Origin of the sequence: Sphingomonas sp. GC_Shp_6 (genome assembly GCF_026540835.1) — a bacterium.
GTDB lineage: Bacteria > Pseudomonadota > Alphaproteobacteria > Sphingomonadales > Sphingomonadaceae > Sphingomonas.
Map to the genome: position 1 here is coordinate 40,440 of NZ_JALNUO010000015.1, position 17,093 is coordinate 57,532.

The following is a 17,093-nucleotide window of genomic DNA, read 5'->3' on the forward strand; positions in this document are numbered from 1 at the left end:
TCTTCTGAGCGTTGATCGTAACGGCATTTTAGGTGAAGCGCACCGCTTCACGACGACGATCTGCCCGAAAGCACGAGTCGAGCCGACCCCCGGTGCTCCAACCCGATGCTGTAAAGCTTAATGAGGGGTCGGGGAGGGGAGGACGACTCGTGCTTTCGGGCAGACCGTCCAAACCCGACGAGGCGACGAGCAGAAACGGGGCCGATCATGACGACCTGCCCGAAAGCACGAACCCACGGCCCAGCGCGCGGCGGGCCAGCTCACCGACCGAGCTTGGATCGCCACCGGCCTGCATGGCCCGCATCGCTCCGGCCTGACGAAGATCCTTCAAGCCGTGGAAGGTCCGCCCCAGGTTCAATTCGCCCTTGGCGGCGCGCCCGCTCATGCCGCGAAGATAGGCACCCGGCCTCTCCACCTCGCCGGCCTGGTATTTGCGAACGGTGGCGATGACCGATGCGGCCGCACCGCGCTGCCCCATGACGCGGCAGGCTTCGTGCCAGGCGTGGCGATGGATATGGTGCTGGTCGGCGAGCTTCTCGGCGAGATGAACAAGCTCCCCCCATCCACGTCGGCCGAGACCAAGGGAACCGCACAATTCGGGCGTGACCGACTCGATGAAATCTGGATCGACGCCGTGCTTCGCCAGGTCTTCCTCGACTTCGGACTGCGGTAGCGCCGACCTCACGTCGTAATCCCTGCTACTTCTTTCCGCCAAGCCTCTACTCGTAGCTGCTTTAGCAGTTTGGGGTTGAGTTGTAGTTGTAAAGTGGATGCAATCATTCGCATCCGAGGGTGCAATATCATTTGAATCGACATGCTGATTGAGCGCTTCGCGCTCCAGTAGGACAGCCGCGACCTTCGCCTCCAGCGCCCTCCCACGCTGTTCGATCTGCTCGACGCAGCCCGTCAGCAGCCCGATGTCGCGCACATTCCGCATCTGACGCGAGGCGCTCTGCGCCAAAGCCAGTTCCTCGTCGGCGCCCGTGCCGGCCACCATGCCGTCCACCACCGCCTGGGCGAGGCTGGCGGTGCGGCGGCGTGCCGCGGTGAGGCGGCGTTTCAGGGCGTCGATCTCCTCGTCCTCGCGCGCGCCGCGCGCCGCGATCGCCCGGAACTCCTCGAGACGGGTGCCGATGGGGCTGAGCACGATGCCATAGGCCCATTTGATCGTGCCGTCGGGCGCTCTCACGCCCCCGCGATGTCCGTTGGGGCTGTCCCTATGGCTGATGAGACGCAGCGCGATCGCGCGGTCGAGCAGGTTCTGCACCTGCCGCACCTTCAATCCCAACTTGCGCGCGAGCTTGTCGTTGCGCGGCCAGACGATCGGGGTCGACGCCGATCGCCAATCCTCGGGCTTCGTCCAGGCGAACAGGACGTCGACGAGCTGCACGACGCTGGGCGGGACCGCCATATAGGCAGCAGCGCGCTTGAAGGCGGCGAGTGCCTGCCCGGGGCCGCTGCCTTCGGGCAGGCCGCGAAATGCCTGTGCGAGCTGGTCGGCGTCGGCCGCCGCGCCGTCGAAACGACGAAAGCCCGCTCCGGGATGATAGGCATAGGTCATCGTTCGGTAACTCCCCCTTTGGAGCTCGTGCGGACACACAGCGACGTGGCGCGGAACGCGCGTTTCGCTTGCGGTTGTGGGGGGTCTCGGCTAGGAAGTGACTTCCACCTCGCTCCTAGTGAGCACCCCGAAAAGCCCGGCCTCGCGCCGGGTTTTTCATGTCAGCACGGCGTCTCCCTGCACATTCATGGCACCGGCGAGACGTGCGGTTTCGGCCGGCGGCGCGTCGCATCCGCATCGCCGGACCCAGGCGGGCCGAATCGAGGGATGTAGCGCAGCTCGATTGTTAACCGCGGGGGAGGGGACCGACGCGGCCCGATCCTCGTGCTATCGGGCAGACCGACCGGCGAATGTTCGTGCTTTCGAGCAGATCGTCCCACATCGGCGCCGGTGCCGACTGGGCGGGGACTCGTGCTTTCGGGCAGACCGTCTCGATTCTCGTCTTATCTGGGCCGGAATCCGAGGCAATCGGACGCGCCCGTTCGCACCCGCCGCCCTATCTCTGATCGTGGCCTGAATGGCTTGGAGATCAGTAGCATGCGCGTGACAGCGGGATTGGTTGCCTGCAACAGCCGCCAAACGTCGGGGACGGGGATGGCGGTGCCGTGATCCTGTCGCTCGCCGTTGCCGCAAGCCTTGCCGACAAATGCGCGCCGCGCGTTGCCCGGGAAACCCTGCTCTCCGTCGCCTACCACGAAAGTCGCCTCGACACGCTGGCGATCGGGGACAACACGACCGGGCGGCGCTTCCATCCTCGATCCCGGCAGGATGCCGTCCAGACCGCACAGACGCTGATCGCCCGCGGTCACAGCATCGACATGGGGATCGGCCAGATCAATTCGCGGACGGCGCCCGGCCTCGGGCTGACAGTCTTCGGCGCGTTCGACGCCTGCCAGAACATGGCGGCGGCCGGCACGATGATGGAGCGGAGCTACCGCAGGGTCGCGGGCGCGGGGTCCGCGCAGCGGTCGCTCGCGGCGATGCTGTCCATCTATAATACAGGCAACTCCTGGCGAGGGTTCGGCAACGGCTATGTCGGCCGAGTCTATCGCGCCGCCGCGACCATCGTCCCCCAGCTCGGTCGTACGGCCCCGGTAGCTGTGAATCTTGCGTCGATAGATCCGGTCCTCAGCACCGGCTTGGTGCTGGGCGCGCCGGCCTCGGTCGCGTCGCCGGCAGCGGTGCGCGTGCCAGCGGCCGACCTATCGGAGCGGCCCGCGCCGCCGCCCTGGGTCGCGTTCGGAAATCCCGTCAACGTCATGGTGTTCGCAAACGACCCGGCGGGCGCGGAGCCGTTTAACCGCAAGGAGAAGTCCGAATGAACAGCTCTCGACACAGTGCATTGCGCTCGCCGGCGTTCTGGGCGCTGGCGATCGTCGCCACCCTTACCCTCACGAGCCCTGCGATGGCGCAGGGGACGACGGACATTCAGGGGTTCGTCGACAACATCAAGGGATGGCTGACCGGCAGCATCGCGAAGAGTGTCGCCGTCATTGCTGTCGCCGTCTGCGGATACAGGTTCTTCTCGGGCCGGGCCAGCGCCGGGCCGCTGGTCGCCGTCATCGGCGGCATCTGCCTGATCTTCGGTGCCTCCTGGGTGCTGACGCAAATCACCGGCGGGTAATGAAGCCTGACGAACCCTTGATCGTCGAGCCGGTCTATCTGGCGCTCAGCCGACCGCCGATGTGGCTCGGCGTCCCGCTCGACGCGGCCGTGCCGCTGGCGATGCTCGGCGTCCTGGTGCTGCTGCTCGCCAACCCGCTCTACGCGCTCGCCGTGGCTATCGTCGGGTTCGGCGCCGCACGGCTGATCGTGCGGCACGAGCCTAACGCCTTCCGGCTGCTCAATCTCGCGCTGCGAACGAAGTGGACGAACCGTGATCGGCGATGGTGGGGCGGCAGCTCCTACTCGCCGCTTCCCGTGGCACCGCTCAAGCGCAAGGGGTTCGGGTGGTGAGGGCGGATAAGCTCGACCATACCGGCGGCACGCCGTTCTCGATCGCGCGCCGCGAGAAGGAGCCGACCGACTTCCTCCCTTATGCGCGGCACGCCGACGCCGGCACGATCGTCACGGATGGCGGCTCGCTGATCGCCGTGGTGCAGCTCCAGGGCGCCTCGTTCGAAACGCTCGACCAGAGCGATCTCAACGGAATGCACGAGAAGATCAACAGCACGCTCCGCAACCTGTCGGACGAGCGGGTCGAATGGATCACGCACACGATCCGCGAGCGCAGCGACACCTATCCCGGCGGCGAGTTCCGATCGGATTTCGCGCGCAGCTTCGACGCCGCCTATCGCCGCCGAACGGCTGGCGAGCATGGCTTCATCAACGAGCTGTATCTGTCGATCGTCGAAAAACCCGCGGTCGGTGCTGCCGACAAGATCGCGGTCGCCGTCGCCGGCCTCTTTTCCAAGCGGGAAAAGGTCGACGCCTACATTGATGTCGAAACCGAGCGGTTACAGCGGTTCAACGAGCGGGTCGGCGAGACGATCAAGCTGCTCGGCCGGTTCACCCCGCGCCGGCTGACCCTTTACGACCACAACGACCTGACGTTCTCGGAACCGCTGGAGGTTTTCGAGCTGATCCTGATGGGACGCCGGCGCCGCGTGCCGCTGGTCCGCGGTCATCTCGGCTCCGCTCTTTATGGCGACCGTCTCATCTTCGGACGCGAGCTGGGCGAGGTCCGCGCGCACGACCGAAGCCAATATTTCGGCATCTTCGGCATCCGGGAATATCCCGCCGCGACGCGGCCGGGCCAGCTCGATGCGCTGCTGAGCGCGAATTACCAGTGCTGCATCACACAGAGCTGGGCGCCGATGGCGCGCGCCGACAGCGCCGATCGCGTCCGCAAGCGCCGGCGACAGCTCATCTCCACCGACGACGACGCGCACAGCGCGGCCGACGCGCTCGACGAGGCGGCCGACGATCTCGCCAGCAATCACTTCGTGATGGGCGAGCATCATTTCAGCCTCGCCGTGTTCGGCAATACGGTGCGCGAGCTGAACGACAATCTTTCGGCCGCGCGAAGCCTGCTCGCGGATGCGGGCCTGGTCGCAGTGCGCGAGGAAAGCGCGAACGAAGCTGCTTGGTGGGCGCAGCTTCCCGGCAATTCCCGCTGGCGCGCGCGACCGGCGATGGTGACGTCGCGCAACTTCGCAGCGCTCTCGCCCTTCCATACCTATCCGGCGGGGAAGCCGGACGGCAACCATTGGGGGCCGGCGGTGATGATGTTCCAGACCACCGCGCTGTCCTCCTACTATTTCAGCTTCCACGTCCAGGATGTCGGCTTCACCGGCGTCATCGGCCCGACGGGTTCGGGCAAGACGGTCGGCCTCAATGCCCTGATGGCGATGACCGAGAAAACCGGCGCACGACAGATATTCGTCGACAAGGATCGCGGCGCCGAAATCTACATCCGCGCTTCGGGCGGCACCTATCTGGCGCTGAAGAACGGCCATCCGACCGGCTTCGCGCCGCTCAAGGGTGGGGATTATTCGCCGTACTACCGCGCGTTCCTCGGTCGTTTCGTTAGGCAGCTCGTCAAACAGGACGGCAAGCCGCTGACGGTGAGCGAGGAACGCCTGATCGACGAGGGCTTGGTGGCGCTCGGCCGACTTCCCATCGCGTCGCGCACCTTCGGCGAGCTGCGCGAGGTGCTCGGCTTCCGCGACGCCGAGGGCATCGGCGCCCGTCTCGAGCGTTGGGGGCAGGGCGGCGCGCTCGGCTGGGTCTTTGACAATGACGAGGATCTGGTGAGCCTCGAAGGCCGGTTCGTCGGCTTCGACATGACCGACTTCCTCGACAATGCCGAGGTCCGCACGCCGATCATGATGTATATGTTCGAGCGTATCGACGCCCTGTTGGCGCGCAAGGAGCGCCTGGTCGTCGTCATCGACGAGTTCTGGAAGGCGCTCGGTGATCCGCAGTTCGCCGGCTACATCGAGAATGCGCTGCTGACCTGGCGCAAGGCGAACGCCTTCCTGATCTTCGCCACCCAGAATCCGGAACACGCGCTGCGCTCGCCGATCGCGAGCAGCATCATCGGGCAAACCCCGACATGGATTCTGTTTCCGAATCCCCGCGCCGATGAACAGGATTATCGCGTCGGACTGGGGCTGACCGCCAAGGAATATCGCCTCATCCGTTACGAGCTGGTCCCGGAATCGCGACAGTTCCTCATCAAGCAGGGGCAGGATTCGATCGTCGTGAAGCTCGATCTCGACGGCATGGACGACATGCTGGCGATCCTCTCGGGGCGCGCCTCGACCGTCGGCCTGGTCGACGAGCTGCGCGCTGAACTCGGCGACGATCCCAAGGATTGGCTGCCCGCGTTCCATGAAAAGCGGCGGGGGCTGCGGTGAGGAGAATGGCGATGCGAAACCTGGCGATGCTCGCGGGATCGGCGCTGGCGCTGGCGGTTTCGACGCCGGCAACGGCACAGATGGCCGTGTTCGACGTGAAGAATTACGCTCAGATCGTGCAGCAGTTGAAGGCGGCGCAGGAGCAGCTCACCGTCGTCACCAAGACATATAACCAGGCGGTCGACGCCTATAACGACGTCCACGGCCTGACGAACATCGACGGCGTTGCCCAGCTCCTCAATAGCGATGCGGCGAAGAAATGGCTGCCGAGCGGCGCGCAGGACATCGAGCAGCTCGTGTCGAGCAGCAGCAGCAGCCTCGGCTCGCTCGGCCAGCAGGCGGCGAACATCCGCGCCGGCCGCAGGGTCAACCTGCCGGCGCTGCCCGCGACGGCGACCGATGCTGACCGCAGCCGGCGGGCGGCGCTGGATACTGCCGGCGACACGGCCGCCAAGAACGCCGCGATCGCCGACGCCGCCTATGGTGCGACGACCACGCGATCGGCGGGACTGGACCAGCTCCAGCAGGCACTCGCCAGCGCCACCACCGACAAGGACCGGCAGGCGATCCAGGCGCGGATCGCGATCGAAGTCGCCCGTATCCAGAACGACACGATGCAGCTCCAGGCGATCCGGATGCGGCAGGAGGCGGAGGATCGGCTGGTCGCGCAGCAATTGCGCGAGCAACGCGCCGCCAACATCGCGGCCGATGCAGCGAGGACGCGCTAATGGCGCGCGCAATCGTCGTCGTCGCCGTTGCGGCGCTTTCGCTCTCAGCGTGTCATTCACCCGTGGCCGAACCGCGCACCATGCACTTTTTCCAAGAGCATGAAGCCGAGCGCGCCGATGTCATCGGCAAGTGCAGGCAATCCGATCGCCAATACCAGCCTGCCGAGGAGTGCGCCAATGCGCTTCGCGCCCAGCGGCAAGTCAACATGGACCATGATGCCGGGACAGGATCTCGCTAGTGGCGGACGATTCGACCTTCGGTGGCCACTTCTTCAGCGATTCCTACACGTTCTTCGACGGGCAGTTGAACTCGTTCCTGAACGAACATTACCAGGACGTCGTCGATGCCGTGAAAGGGCCGCTGACGGCGGCCCTCGTCATCTACATCGCCATCTATGCCTTTCTCATCATGCGCGGCGTCGTGAGCGAGCCGTTGCAGGATTTCATCTGGCGGATGGCGAAGCTCTGCCTGCTGTTCGTCGCCGCGACGACCGTCGCCTACCAGGACTGGATCGTCGGGCCGATTTTCAACGCCGCACCTAGCGCCCTGACGCAGGCGATCTCGGGGAAGGACTATAAGCAGGCCGGCGCGACCTTCGATCAGCTCGATCGCCGCGCTGCCGAAACCTACAAGGCATTGCGCGACGACGCGAACGCTCAACCGATCACCAATATCGGCGCGGCGCTGGAAGACATCGCGGCGTCGCTGGCGCTGGAACTCGCCGCCGCGATCGCCTGCATCGTCGGCTTCGCGCTCTCGATCTTCGCGCTGGTCGGGCTGGCGATCACGATCGCGCTCGGCCCGATCTTCATCGCGCTGGCGCTATTCGAGTGGGGAAAGGGGATGTTCCAGGGCTGGCTCCGCCAAGCCTTTTCCTATGTTGTCCAGCTCGCGGTCATCACGACGATGGCGGCGCTCATGATGTCGCTCGGCGATAGCGTGCTGGCGAGCAACACGGCGGCCGATCCGGTCAATCACGCGATATTCCTGATCGTCTATTATCTGCTCGGCGCCTTTTTCTTCTTCCAGGCGCCCAGCATCGCGTCGGGGATCACCGGTGGGCATGGCCTGTCGGCCGGCGAGCTGGTCGCCGGCGCCGCAGGCGCCGCGCTCATCGGTGGACGGCGTGCGGCTCTCTTCGCCGGCGGCGCCGGCAGCAGCGTGGCGGCAACGGGACGCGGGGCCACGCGGGGCGCCCGGTGGGTGGGCGGCCGATTTCGCGGCGGCAACAGCATTTCAACATGATCGGGGGTCTTATGCAGCGGTATTTCCTCGCTGGGTCGGCACTGGCGGCATTGGCGTTGCCGCTGGCGGCCTGTGCAACGTCCAAGCCGCCGAAACTCGCCGTCTGCGACGGCAAGGTGAAGCATCGGCGGAACGCGAACCCCTACGGCTCGGTTCTTCCCGGCGCGCCGATCGTCGCGCCGCCGACCGACGATCAGCATCCGGGAACGCTACCGCCCCCACCGCTGCCGCCGAAGACATCGGCGATCGCCGCCCCGTCCTACTTCGCGAGCTGCTGAGATGCCGGGGGAAGGGGTCTTCACCGCGGACATCAAACGCTATTTCGCGGACGCGAAGAGCTGGGACGAGGAGAAGCTGCGCCAGGTCAAACGCTCGCGCCGTGTCGCCTATGCGATCGGCGCGGTCGGCGCGATTGTCGGCATCGCCGGCCTCGGCACCGTGGTCGCGCTGTTGCCGCTCAAACGCATCGAGGTCGTCACGGTGCGGATCAACCAGCTCACCGGCGCGGTCGATGTCCAGACGCAGCTCACCGGCAAAAAGCCGGTCGCTTATGATGAGGCTGTCACCAAATACTTCCTCGCCAACTATGTCCGCGATCGGGAGAGCTGGAACCCGGCCGCGGCGAAGGAAAACTTCGATACCGTGGCGATCCTGTCGACGCCGATCGAGCAACAGCGTTGGAACAGCTTCTATTCCCCCCACAACCCGGCGAGTCCGCGCATCGTCTGGGGCGATCGCGCCTTCGCCGACGCGCGCATCACCAACATCAGCTTCATCAACACCCGCGTCGCCAATGTCCGCTTCACCCGCACAGTGCAGACGGACACGGCGCAGCAAGCCTCCGATTGGATCGCGACCGTGACGTTCGGCTATACCAATGCCCCGATGTCGGAAGGCGACCGCTTCCGCAATCCGCTGGGATTCCAGGTCCAGACCTATCGCTCCGACCCCGTGGTGGCGCCGTGATGCGCCGGGTATTGATCGTACTGGCAGCGGCCAGCCTGGGCGGGGCGCCTGCGCTGGCATCGGAGACACCGCGGCCCGGTGCGGCCGACGCGCGCGTTCGGCAAGTCGATTACAGCGCCTCTCAGGTGTATCGGATCGTCGGCGCGTTCCGCGCCGCCACCGAAATCGTGTTCGCCAGCGACGAGACGATCGTCAATGCCGCTGTCGGCGACACCGTTTCGTGGGAGGTCCAGCCGCGCGGCTATATGATCTTCATCAAGCCGCGCGAGCGCGCGGGGCCGACCAACCTTATCGTGACGACTTCGCGCGGTGGTGAGCTGCGCGATTATACATTCGAGCTGGTCGCGCGATCGGGCAGCATCGGCGCTGGCTCGGCCGAGACCTTCTTCCGGGTCCAGTTTCGTTACCCGGAAGACGAGCGCCTGAAGCGCGAGCGGCTGAAGGTTCTTCAGGTGGCGCTACAGCTCGGCGCGCTCCAGAAGGAAGCCGTCAAGACCGCGCTCGATACCGGCGTCGTGGAGGGTGCGCGCAACATGCATTACACCGTCGAAGGCGCGTCCGACCTCCAGCCTTCGGAAATCACCGACAACGGGCAGTTCACGGTCATGCGCTTCCCGGCGAACCGAGAGATTCCATCGATCTTCCTCGTGCGCGACGACGGGAGCGAGACGCTCGTGCCGTATGATGTCCGTGACGATTTCGTCGTCGTCCACCTGGTCGCGAAGCAGCTCCGCCTGCGCCGCAACGGCGAGGTGCTGTGCATCTTCAACGAAGCGCCCCAGCCCTATGGGGTCAATTACGGTTCGGACACCGCGTCGCCGCATGTCGAGCGCACGATCAAAGAGGAACCGAAGTGAGCAGCATTCCGCCCGTGGGCGATGGCCCGGTCGAGACGGGCGCGCCGATCGTGCGCGATCGCACGCCCGAACGCGAGGAAGTCGAGCGCACGATCACGCCGGTCGGCGGCGGCCGGTTCGGCGGAAACCGCACCGGCGCGATCGTCGGCGTCGCCGCCGTCGTTGCCGTCCTCTTCTTCATCAACATCGGCAGCGGCAAGCGCGACAGCGCCGCGACCAGTACGATCGCGATGACGCCCGACGCGAAGGTCCGCCCGGATCAGCACGCGGCGCAGACCCAGCAGTTCGACCTCGGCGCGGGTCAACCGGGCGGGCTTCCCAATCTTTCCGGCACGGCCGGGGGACGAATGACGACGATGCCGGACGGGACGGTCGTGCCGGCGATCACGCCCGGCGCGATGCCGCCCGGTGGCGGAGGCGCGCCAGCCGATGGCCGCACGTCGGCCGAGTCCTTCGCCGATAAGTCCAGGCGTGCGCCGCTGCTTATCAGCGTCGGTGGGAGCGGCGAGGGGTCCGGGCCGGGGGCATCGACACCGCAGGCCGCCGATGCACCGAGCGGCCGATCCGCAGCGCCAGCGGAGGCGGGTGAGCTGGATCGCCTGCGGCAGGTCTCGGCGATCGGCAGCTCGCACGCTGCGATGCTGCCGAACCGCAACTATCTCGTGACCGCCGGCACGATGATCCCGTGCATCCTGCAAACTGCGATGAACTCGACCCAGCCGGGCTACACGTCCTGCATCATTCCGCGCGACGTCTACTCGGACAATGGGCGGGTCGTCCTGATGGAAAAAGGCACGAAGGTGCTCGGCCAATATCAGGGCGGCATCAACCAGGGTCAGAACCGCATCTTCGTCCTGTGGACACGCGCCGTCACGCCGCGCGGCGTCGCGGTGGATCTTGCGTCACCGGCATCGGACGCGCTCGGCCGCGCCGGCATGGCTGGCGCCGTCGATACGTTCTTCTGGGCGCGGTTCGGTGCCGCGCTGATGCTGTCGCTGGTCGATGATGCCTCCTCGATAGCGTCGTCGCACTTCGCCGGACAGGGGACGAACACCACGCAGGTGCCGTCCAGCACCGCCAGCGTGGCGCTGCAGAACACGATCAACATCAAGCCGGTGCTGAAGAAGAATCAGGGTGAGGAAGTCGGCATCTTCGTCGCGCAGGATTTCAATTTCTCCGACGTGTATAATCTCGAACTTCGCCGCTGATGTCGGGGCAGCGCCAGCTTCTCGAACATCATCTGGCGCCGGTGCGAGCGTTGATGGAGCCGGTCGATGTGACCGAGCTGGTCATCAATCGCCCCTATGAGGCGGGGGTCGAGCAGGGCGGCAAATGGACTTGGCACGAAGTGCCGGAAATGTCGTTCGACTGGCTGATGACGCTCGCACGGGCCGCAGCAGCCGCGACCAAACAGGACATCCGTTCCGACGCGCCGCTCGTCTCGACGGTGCTGCCGACCGGCGAACGGTGCCAATTCCTGATCCCGCCGGCGACCTTGGAGGGCATCGTGTCGGTAACGATGCGAAAACCTTCGGCGGTTACGCTCAGCCTCGATGACATGATCTCCGGCGGCGTCTTCGCGGACACCGCCGTCGCCGGCCGGACGGTCCCCGCCGTCGATCGCCGTCTGATGGAGATGCTCCAGGCGAAGGATTGGCGCGGCTTCCTCGAACTGGCGGTGGTTTCGCGCAAGAACATCCTCATCAGCGGTGCCACGGGGTCCGGCAAGACGACGATCTCGAAGGCGCTGATCCAGCTCATCCCCGATCACGAACGCCTGCTGACGATCGAGGACGCGCGCGAGCTGAGGGTGCCGCACCGCAACTGCGTGCATATGATCTATTCCAAGGACGATCAGGGCCAGGCGAAGATTGGTCCGAAACAGCTTCTCGAAAGCGCGCTGCGGATGCGGCCCGACCGCATCCTCCTGCAGGAGCTGCGCGACGGCACGGCGTTCTTCTATCTCCGCAACGTCAACTCCGGGCATCCCGGCTCGATCACGACGGTCCACGCCAATTCGGCCGAGGGCGCATTCGAGCAGCTCACGCTGCTGGTGAAGGAGTCGGAAGGGGGCCGCGATCTCGGCCGCGACGATATCCGCGGGATGCTCAAGAGCCTCATCGACGTCGTGCTGCAAGCCGAGAAAATCGACGGACGCTGGAGGGTAAAGGAGGTTTATTTTGATCCGTATACCGGGGAACAGCCCGGCAGCTAAGGCGGCCGTGGTCACGGCCGCCGTCTTGCCCGTAGCCGCGGTGTGGACGGCGATCGCGGTGCTGATCGCGCTCGGCGGACTGCATCAGATCACGATCCATACCAATTGGCGGGTGCTTCCCGAATGGCTCTTTTATTACCGGCACGCCCCGATCCTTCATGCCTGGCTGCTGCGGGGCTATTTCTTCGGCGGTCTGATCGTCGCCTTCGTGCTTCTGCTGCTCGTGTGGGACCGGCGCGGGAAATCGCAATATGGCGAGGCGCGGTTCGCAAACGAGCGCGAGATCGAGGCGGCCGGGCTGCGTGGCGGTAACGGCATCCTGCTCGGCAAGCTGCGGGGCCGGTTCCTCACGACGGGGCCGGAAGCGCATGTCATGCTCGAAGCACCGACCGGATCGGGGAAGGGCGTCGGCATCGTCATTCCCAATCTGCTCAACTGGCCCGGCTCGGTCGTCAATCTCGACATGAAGCGGGAAAACTTCGCCAAGACCGCCGGCTTTCGCGCCCGGCACGGGCAGCGGGTGCATCTGTTCGATCCGCTCGATCCCGATCGGGCCGCGTCGCGCTACAATCCCTTGGCCCATATCGACCGCGGCGACGACGTGCTGGTCATCGACGAATTGCAGAAGATCGCCGGAATGCTGTTCCCGCTGCCCGAACGCGGCGAAGCCTTTTGGGCGGAGGCGGCGCGGACCGCCTTCATCGGCGTGGGTGCCTACGTCGCCTCGACGCCCACCTTGCCGTTCACGATCGGGCAGCTCTACCGCGACATCACCGAAGGCGATCCGAAGACGCGCCTGCCGGCGCTGGTGGAGGCGCGCGTGGCGGCCGGCACGCCGCTTTCCGCGCCGTGCGTCACCGCGTTGACCGACTTCACCTCGGCATCCGACAACACCTTCTCTGGCATCAAGCAGACCGTCACGACCAAGCTCGGCCTGTGGCTGAACCCCCACGTCGATGCGGCGACGTCGGCGAGCGACTTCGATCTTCGGCGACTTCGGACGGAGCCGATGACGATCTATCTGGGAGCCTCGCCGAACAATATCGACCGGGTGGCGCCGCTCTACAATCTGATCTTCCAGCAACTCGTCGATTTGAACACCGACCCCACGATCGGCGAGTTCGATCCCGCCAGTCAGCATCGCGTGCTTGTGCTCCTCGACGAGTTCGCCCGGCTCGGCAAGGCTCCGGTGATCGTGTCGGCGATCTCCTATGTCCGCAGCTTCGGCCTGAACTTCCTGATCGTCGTCCAGACGCGCGCCCAGCTCAGGCGGCTCAATGGTGACGACGGTGCCGAGGAGCTTATCACCAACTGCGACGCCCAGGTCGTCTACACGCCGGGCAACCTCAAGGATGCCAAGGAGATTTCCGACCGTCTCGGCACGCATGGGTTGGCGGCGCGCTCGAAGAGCCGCGCCCTCGGCTGGTTTGCGCGGGCCAACAACAGCGTCTCGGAATCGCAGCAATCGCGTTCCTTGATGTTGCCGCAGGAGGTCGAGGTCATGCCGCTGACCGATGTCCTGATCTTCAAGCGCGGCATCCCGGCGGTCCGCGCGACGAAGATCCTCTACTACAAGATGGCGGAGTTCGCCGGGCGGCTGCTTCCCCCGCCCAAGATCGTCGCTGCAGGCGCCGAATCCCTGCCGCCCGTCGCATGGAACGACAAGGTGCCGGTCGCGGCGGGCGCGCAGGCCGCGCCGGCGATCACGCGGCAACTGACCGACGCGCAGCTCGACGGTCTGGAGGAGCTACCGGTCGATGCGCTGCAATTCGATCCCGACATCGATCCGTTCGCCGCGATCCAGCGCGGCGACGATCCCGAAGAGGCGACGCGGCGCTGGATGATGGCGACCATCAACGGCGGTGATGACGGACGGGTGATGGCGTGATCGGAGCGGAATGATGCCATCCCCCAAGCGCGAATATCTGGCCGTCCCCTACGAGCAGCGCGAGGCCGCGCGGGCCGCCGGCGCACGCTGGGACGCGACCGCGAAGTCCTGGTATGTCGGCAAGCGTGCGGACCGCGAGGCGCTGGCGCGCTGGGTGCCGAGCGCTGGCGAACCCGAGTTCAAGTCCCGCGAAGAGTTCATGGAAGCGATGCACGAGCACGGCTTGCTCGTGATCGGCGCGCATCCGATCGGCGACGGCAAATCGCATCGCGTCCCGGTGGACGGCGACAGAGGCGATGCGCGGGGGCGCTATTCGCGCCCCTCCGGCCAATACGCGCTCCACCTCGACGGACATCCCGCCGGCTTCCTCAAGAACTTTCGCAAGGGAACCTACGCAGCCTGGAAGAGCAGTGGATTCCGTCTGCCGCCCGAGGAAATGGCGGCGCTGCGTGCCGAAGTCGCGCAGCGGGAACAGGAACGTGCGGCCGAACGAGCGCAGGCGACAGAGGCCGCCGCGCTGCGGGTGCAGGAACAGGCTGCCATGCTGCGCCCAGCGACGTCAGCAACCGGCTATATGCGCCGCAAGGGCATAGCGCCGACGATCGGCGCCCTGACCGACCAGAGCGGCGTCACCACCTACCTTCCGGCGATCGACATTACGGGCAGGCAATGGACGATGCAGACGATCCGGCGCGATGGCTTCAAGCTGTTCGAGGAGGATAGCCGCAAGGAAGGCACCTTCCATATCGTCGGCGGCGATCTGGCCGCACTGGAGCACACGCCAAGGCTCGTCATGGCCGAAGGCTACGCTACGGCCGCCATCGTCGCCGAAGCGGCCTCACAGCCCGTCGTGGCGGCGTTCGACGCCGGCAACCTGCTGCCCGTTGCCGAAGCATTGCACGCTCGCTTCCCCGACAAGCTGATCCTGATCGCCGGCGACGACGATCGCGGCGTCGAGCTGAAGGAGGGCCATAATCCCGGACGCGACAAGGCGACCGCCGCAGCGGTCGTCGTCGAAGGACTTGCAGTCTTTCCGGAGTTCGCCCCCGGCGAAGTCGAAGCCGATCCGAAGCGGTTCACCGATTTCAACGATCTGGCGACGGCGAGCGTGCTCGGTCGCGATGCGGTCGCCGCACAGATTTCGGCGGCGATCGACCTGCTCGCGCGAAAACAGGCGGCAGCGGGCGGCGGCGACATAAAAGAGGAAATCGAGATGGCAAATATCGAGCACGACGACAGCGCCACGCCCCCCAGCGAACCACCGGGCGATCGCGATCGAATGATGGACGCCGCCGCCGACCAAGCGCCCAATCAGGTCGCCTTGTTCAGCGGCGAGGTAGGGCGCCTGACCGGCGGGGGAGAGGCATCGGCAAAGGCTAGGGCCGGACAGCAGTCGCCATCGCTCGACGCCGGCGACGTCCCACCCGCCATCACGGCACGATACCTCGTCGAAACATCGCGTTGGACCGGCCGACGCGGCTATTTCGAGAGTAGTAGCTCCCCTGATGCGGCGTTCCACGATCGCGGTGCCGCGCTGGTTTCGCAGAGCGAAAGTCCGGCGGTCATTGCCGACATGGTGGCGATCGCACAGCATCGCCGGTGGGAAACCCTGGAGGTTGCGGGTTCGGAAGCCTTCCGGCGCGAGGCGTGGCTTCGAGCGCGCGAGGCGGGCCTCGCCGTCAATGGCTATCGCCCAACCGAGCGGGAGGTGCAGGAAGCGGCACGCCGCTCGGGCCGCGTGGAGTCGCCCGCGAGCGATCGTCCCCCGGCTACACCGGCGGGTCGGTCCCTGGCCGGTGACGCCGAGCCGGCACCTCGCCAATATCTGTCGGTGCCGTTCGCCGACAAGGACGCAGCGCGCCAAGCGGGCGCCAAATGGGACGGGAAAGCCAAGTCCTGGTATTTCGATGGCCGTGACACCTCCGCCGTGGAACGCTGGGTGCCGAGCGAGAAACAGGCTCGGACGGAAAAGGTGATAGCCGCCGATCCGAACGCGCGGGCGCAGCTTCGCGCGATCGAGGCGGTCGTAGGGGCCACCCTCGCGGACAACCCGGAAGCGCGGCGCAGGGTGCTGGACGCGGGCCGTGAATCGCTAGCCGAGCGGGTTTCGCAGGACAAGACGGTGCTCTCTCCCCAGCTCCAGGCCGGCGAGAGGTTGCGCGACCCGGAGGGACCGAGCACGTCGTCGGTCAAATCCACTGAGCCGGCGCTGCCACAGCGGCGCCCGCCTGAACGAACGCGAGGTCGATGATCCGTCCTTTCCTCATCATGGCCCTTGCCGTCGGTGTCGGCACCGTGACGGCGTTGCCATCGCCCGCGCGCACGTCGGGCGGCCAGTCCCACGATCCGCGTCCGTTCTCCTGCCCGGTCGTGCGGGTCCATGACGGCGATACGTTCACCTGCGCGAGCGGCGCGCGTATCCGCCTCCAGGCGGTCGACGCGCCCGAAATAGGCGCGTGTCGCGGTCATGGCGGTCGGTGCGTGTCGGGCGACGGCTACGCCTCGCGCGATGCGCTGCGCCGATTGGCGCTGGGTCAGACCGCGCTTTGCCGCCCATCCGGTCGCTCCTACGATCGGATCGTGGCGTTGTGTTCGGTCGGCGCAGTCGACCTTTCCTGCGCGCAATTGCGGTCGGGCCAGGCCGTCGAGCGTTATGGTCGTCTGAGGTGTCGCTGAGCGGTGCCGATCGGCCTTCAAAGTTTGTCTGGACAAACTTCCGCTATAAGGCTCGCGGCATGAATGAGATGACCCGCCTGGCGCCCGCCGACACGTCCGACCTTTGGCCGGTGATCGAAAAGGGCCTTGCGCGCGATGGCGAGTTCGCCGTGCGCGACCATCTCGCTGCCGGGTTTCCGGTCTATTACAGCGAGTCCGACACGCCTGCCGGCCTCCTCGTCAAAGAGCATCCCGACGGTCGGCGTGAACTGGTCCGCCATAACCGGAAAGCGGACGAAGTTATTCGTTCGCTTTGACGAGACGCCGGCAGCTTTGAGTGTTTCCGAGCCGAACGACGCCGGCAAATCCACCCTCGCATAACGTACGCGAGCGCGTACGTTATGCGAGGGTGGATAAAGAACGGCTATGATTGGGACTTTCCGGTCATTCCAGTCGGGCAGCGCCAACGGCTACTTGTATTCGAACCAGATATTCCGCGTTCGTAGCGTCGTTGGCGAAATCTGACCAAGGCTGCCAATTGCTGTCTGGCAGCGATGCCATCGTGGCGCTTGCCGGCTAGATACTCGGGTGGCAGAAACTCATGCCGGCGCCACGG

Annotated in this window: 17 protein-coding genes; 16 read left to right on the forward strand and 1 reads right to left on the reverse strand. The window is 66.0% G+C overall.

What is annotated here, in order from left to right; all coding sequences use genetic code 11:
- Nucleotides 1–205 precede the first annotated feature (205 nt).
- Nucleotides 206–1,561 (reverse strand): plasmid replication protein RepC, encoded by a 1,356-nt coding sequence (repC, locus tag OXQ95_RS15050; protein WP_267382228.1) that lies wholly within the window; start codon nt 1,559–1,561, stop codon nt 206–208.
- Nucleotides 1,562–2,166: 605 nt separating this feature from the next.
- Here repC and OXQ95_RS15055 point away from each other — a divergent pair.
- From OXQ95_RS15055 to OXQ95_RS15130, 16 genes are read left to right on the forward strand one after another with little or no spacing between them, the layout of a single operon-like run.
- Nucleotides 2,167–2,883: a lytic transglycosylase domain-containing protein gene (locus tag OXQ95_RS15055; protein ID WP_267382230.1), complete on the forward strand. Its 717-nt coding sequence runs from the start codon at nt 2,167–2,169 to the stop codon at nt 2,881–2,883.
- A complete protein-coding gene (locus OXQ95_RS15060) occupies nt 2,880–3,185 on the forward strand; it encodes a TrbC/VirB2 family protein (protein WP_267382232.1) in 306 nt (101 codons plus the stop codon). Before OXQ95_RS15055 ends, OXQ95_RS15060 begins: the two co-directional genes overlap by 4 nt.
- A complete protein-coding gene (locus OXQ95_RS15065; protein ID WP_267382234.1) occupies nt 3,185–3,517 on the forward strand; it encodes a VirB3 family type IV secretion system protein in 333 nt (110 codons plus the stop codon). Before OXQ95_RS15060 ends, OXQ95_RS15065 begins: the two co-directional genes overlap by 1 nt.
- Complete coding sequence (locus OXQ95_RS15070) at nt 3,514–5,922, forward strand: VirB4 family type IV secretion/conjugal transfer ATPase (protein ID WP_267382236.1); 2,409 nt, start codon at nt 3,514–3,516, stop codon at nt 5,920–5,922. Before OXQ95_RS15065 ends, OXQ95_RS15070 begins: the two co-directional genes overlap by 4 nt.
- An 11-nt stretch (nt 5,923–5,933) precedes the next feature.
- The gene (locus tag OXQ95_RS15075; RefSeq protein WP_267382238.1) at nt 5,934–6,650 is read left to right on the forward strand and encodes a type IV secretion system protein; all 717 of its coding nucleotides are present in this window, start codon (nt 5,934–5,936) and stop codon (nt 6,648–6,650) included.
- Complete coding sequence (locus OXQ95_RS15080) at nt 6,650–6,889, forward strand: EexN family lipoprotein (protein ID WP_267382240.1); 240 nt, start codon at nt 6,650–6,652, stop codon at nt 6,887–6,889. Before OXQ95_RS15075 ends, OXQ95_RS15080 begins: the two co-directional genes overlap by 1 nt.
- Nucleotides 6,889–7,896: a type IV secretion system protein gene (locus OXQ95_RS15085; RefSeq protein ID WP_267382244.1), complete on the forward strand. Its 1,008-nt coding sequence runs from the start codon at nt 6,889–6,891 to the stop codon at nt 7,894–7,896. The genes OXQ95_RS15080 and OXQ95_RS15085 overlap by 1 nt, the downstream gene beginning before the upstream one ends.
- The gene (locus tag OXQ95_RS15090; protein WP_267382246.1) at nt 7,893–8,174 is read left to right on the forward strand and encodes a hypothetical protein; all 282 of its coding nucleotides are present in this window, start codon (nt 7,893–7,895) and stop codon (nt 8,172–8,174) included. The genes OXQ95_RS15085 and OXQ95_RS15090 overlap by 4 nt, the downstream gene beginning before the upstream one ends.
- A gap of 1 nt (nt 8,175) precedes the next feature.
- The gene (locus OXQ95_RS15095; RefSeq protein WP_267382248.1) at nt 8,176–8,862 is read left to right on the forward strand and encodes a VirB8/TrbF family protein; all 687 of its coding nucleotides are present in this window, start codon (nt 8,176–8,178) and stop codon (nt 8,860–8,862) included.
- A complete protein-coding gene (virB9, locus tag OXQ95_RS15100; protein WP_267382250.1) occupies nt 8,862–9,719 on the forward strand; it encodes a P-type conjugative transfer protein VirB9 in 858 nt (285 codons plus the stop codon). Before OXQ95_RS15095 ends, virB9 begins: the two co-directional genes overlap by 1 nt.
- Nucleotides 9,716–10,927 carry a type IV secretion system protein VirB10 gene (virB10, locus tag OXQ95_RS15105; RefSeq protein WP_267382252.1) on the forward strand — a complete coding sequence of 404 codons (1,212 nt, stop codon included), beginning with the start codon at nt 9,716–9,718 and terminating at the stop codon, nt 10,925–10,927. Before virB9 ends, virB10 begins: the two co-directional genes overlap by 4 nt.
- Entirely contained in the window at nt 10,927–11,934 is a 1,008-nt protein-coding gene (virB11, locus tag OXQ95_RS15110) for a P-type DNA transfer ATPase VirB11 (protein ID WP_267382254.1), read from the forward strand. The genes virB10 and virB11 overlap by 1 nt, the downstream gene beginning before the upstream one ends.
- Complete coding sequence (locus tag OXQ95_RS15115) at nt 11,900–13,822, forward strand: type IV secretory system conjugative DNA transfer family protein (protein WP_267382256.1); 1,923 nt, start codon at nt 11,900–11,902, stop codon at nt 13,820–13,822. The genes virB11 and OXQ95_RS15115 overlap by 35 nt, the downstream gene beginning before the upstream one ends.
- Nucleotides 13,823–13,835: 13 nt before the next feature.
- Nucleotides 13,836–16,073, forward strand: a complete 2,238-nt coding sequence (locus OXQ95_RS15120) for a DUF5710 domain-containing protein (RefSeq protein WP_267382258.1) — start codon at nt 13,836–13,838, stop codon at nt 16,071–16,073.
- Entirely contained in the window at nt 16,070–16,498 is a 429-nt protein-coding gene (locus OXQ95_RS15125) for a thermonuclease family protein (RefSeq protein WP_267382260.1), read from the forward strand. The genes OXQ95_RS15120 and OXQ95_RS15125 overlap by 4 nt, the downstream gene beginning before the upstream one ends.
- A 59-nt stretch (nt 16,499–16,557) precedes the next feature.
- Complete coding sequence (locus tag OXQ95_RS15130) at nt 16,558–16,794, forward strand: hypothetical protein (RefSeq protein WP_174292551.1); 237 nt, start codon at nt 16,558–16,560, stop codon at nt 16,792–16,794.
- The last annotated feature ends 299 nt before the right edge of the window (nt 16,795–17,093 follow it).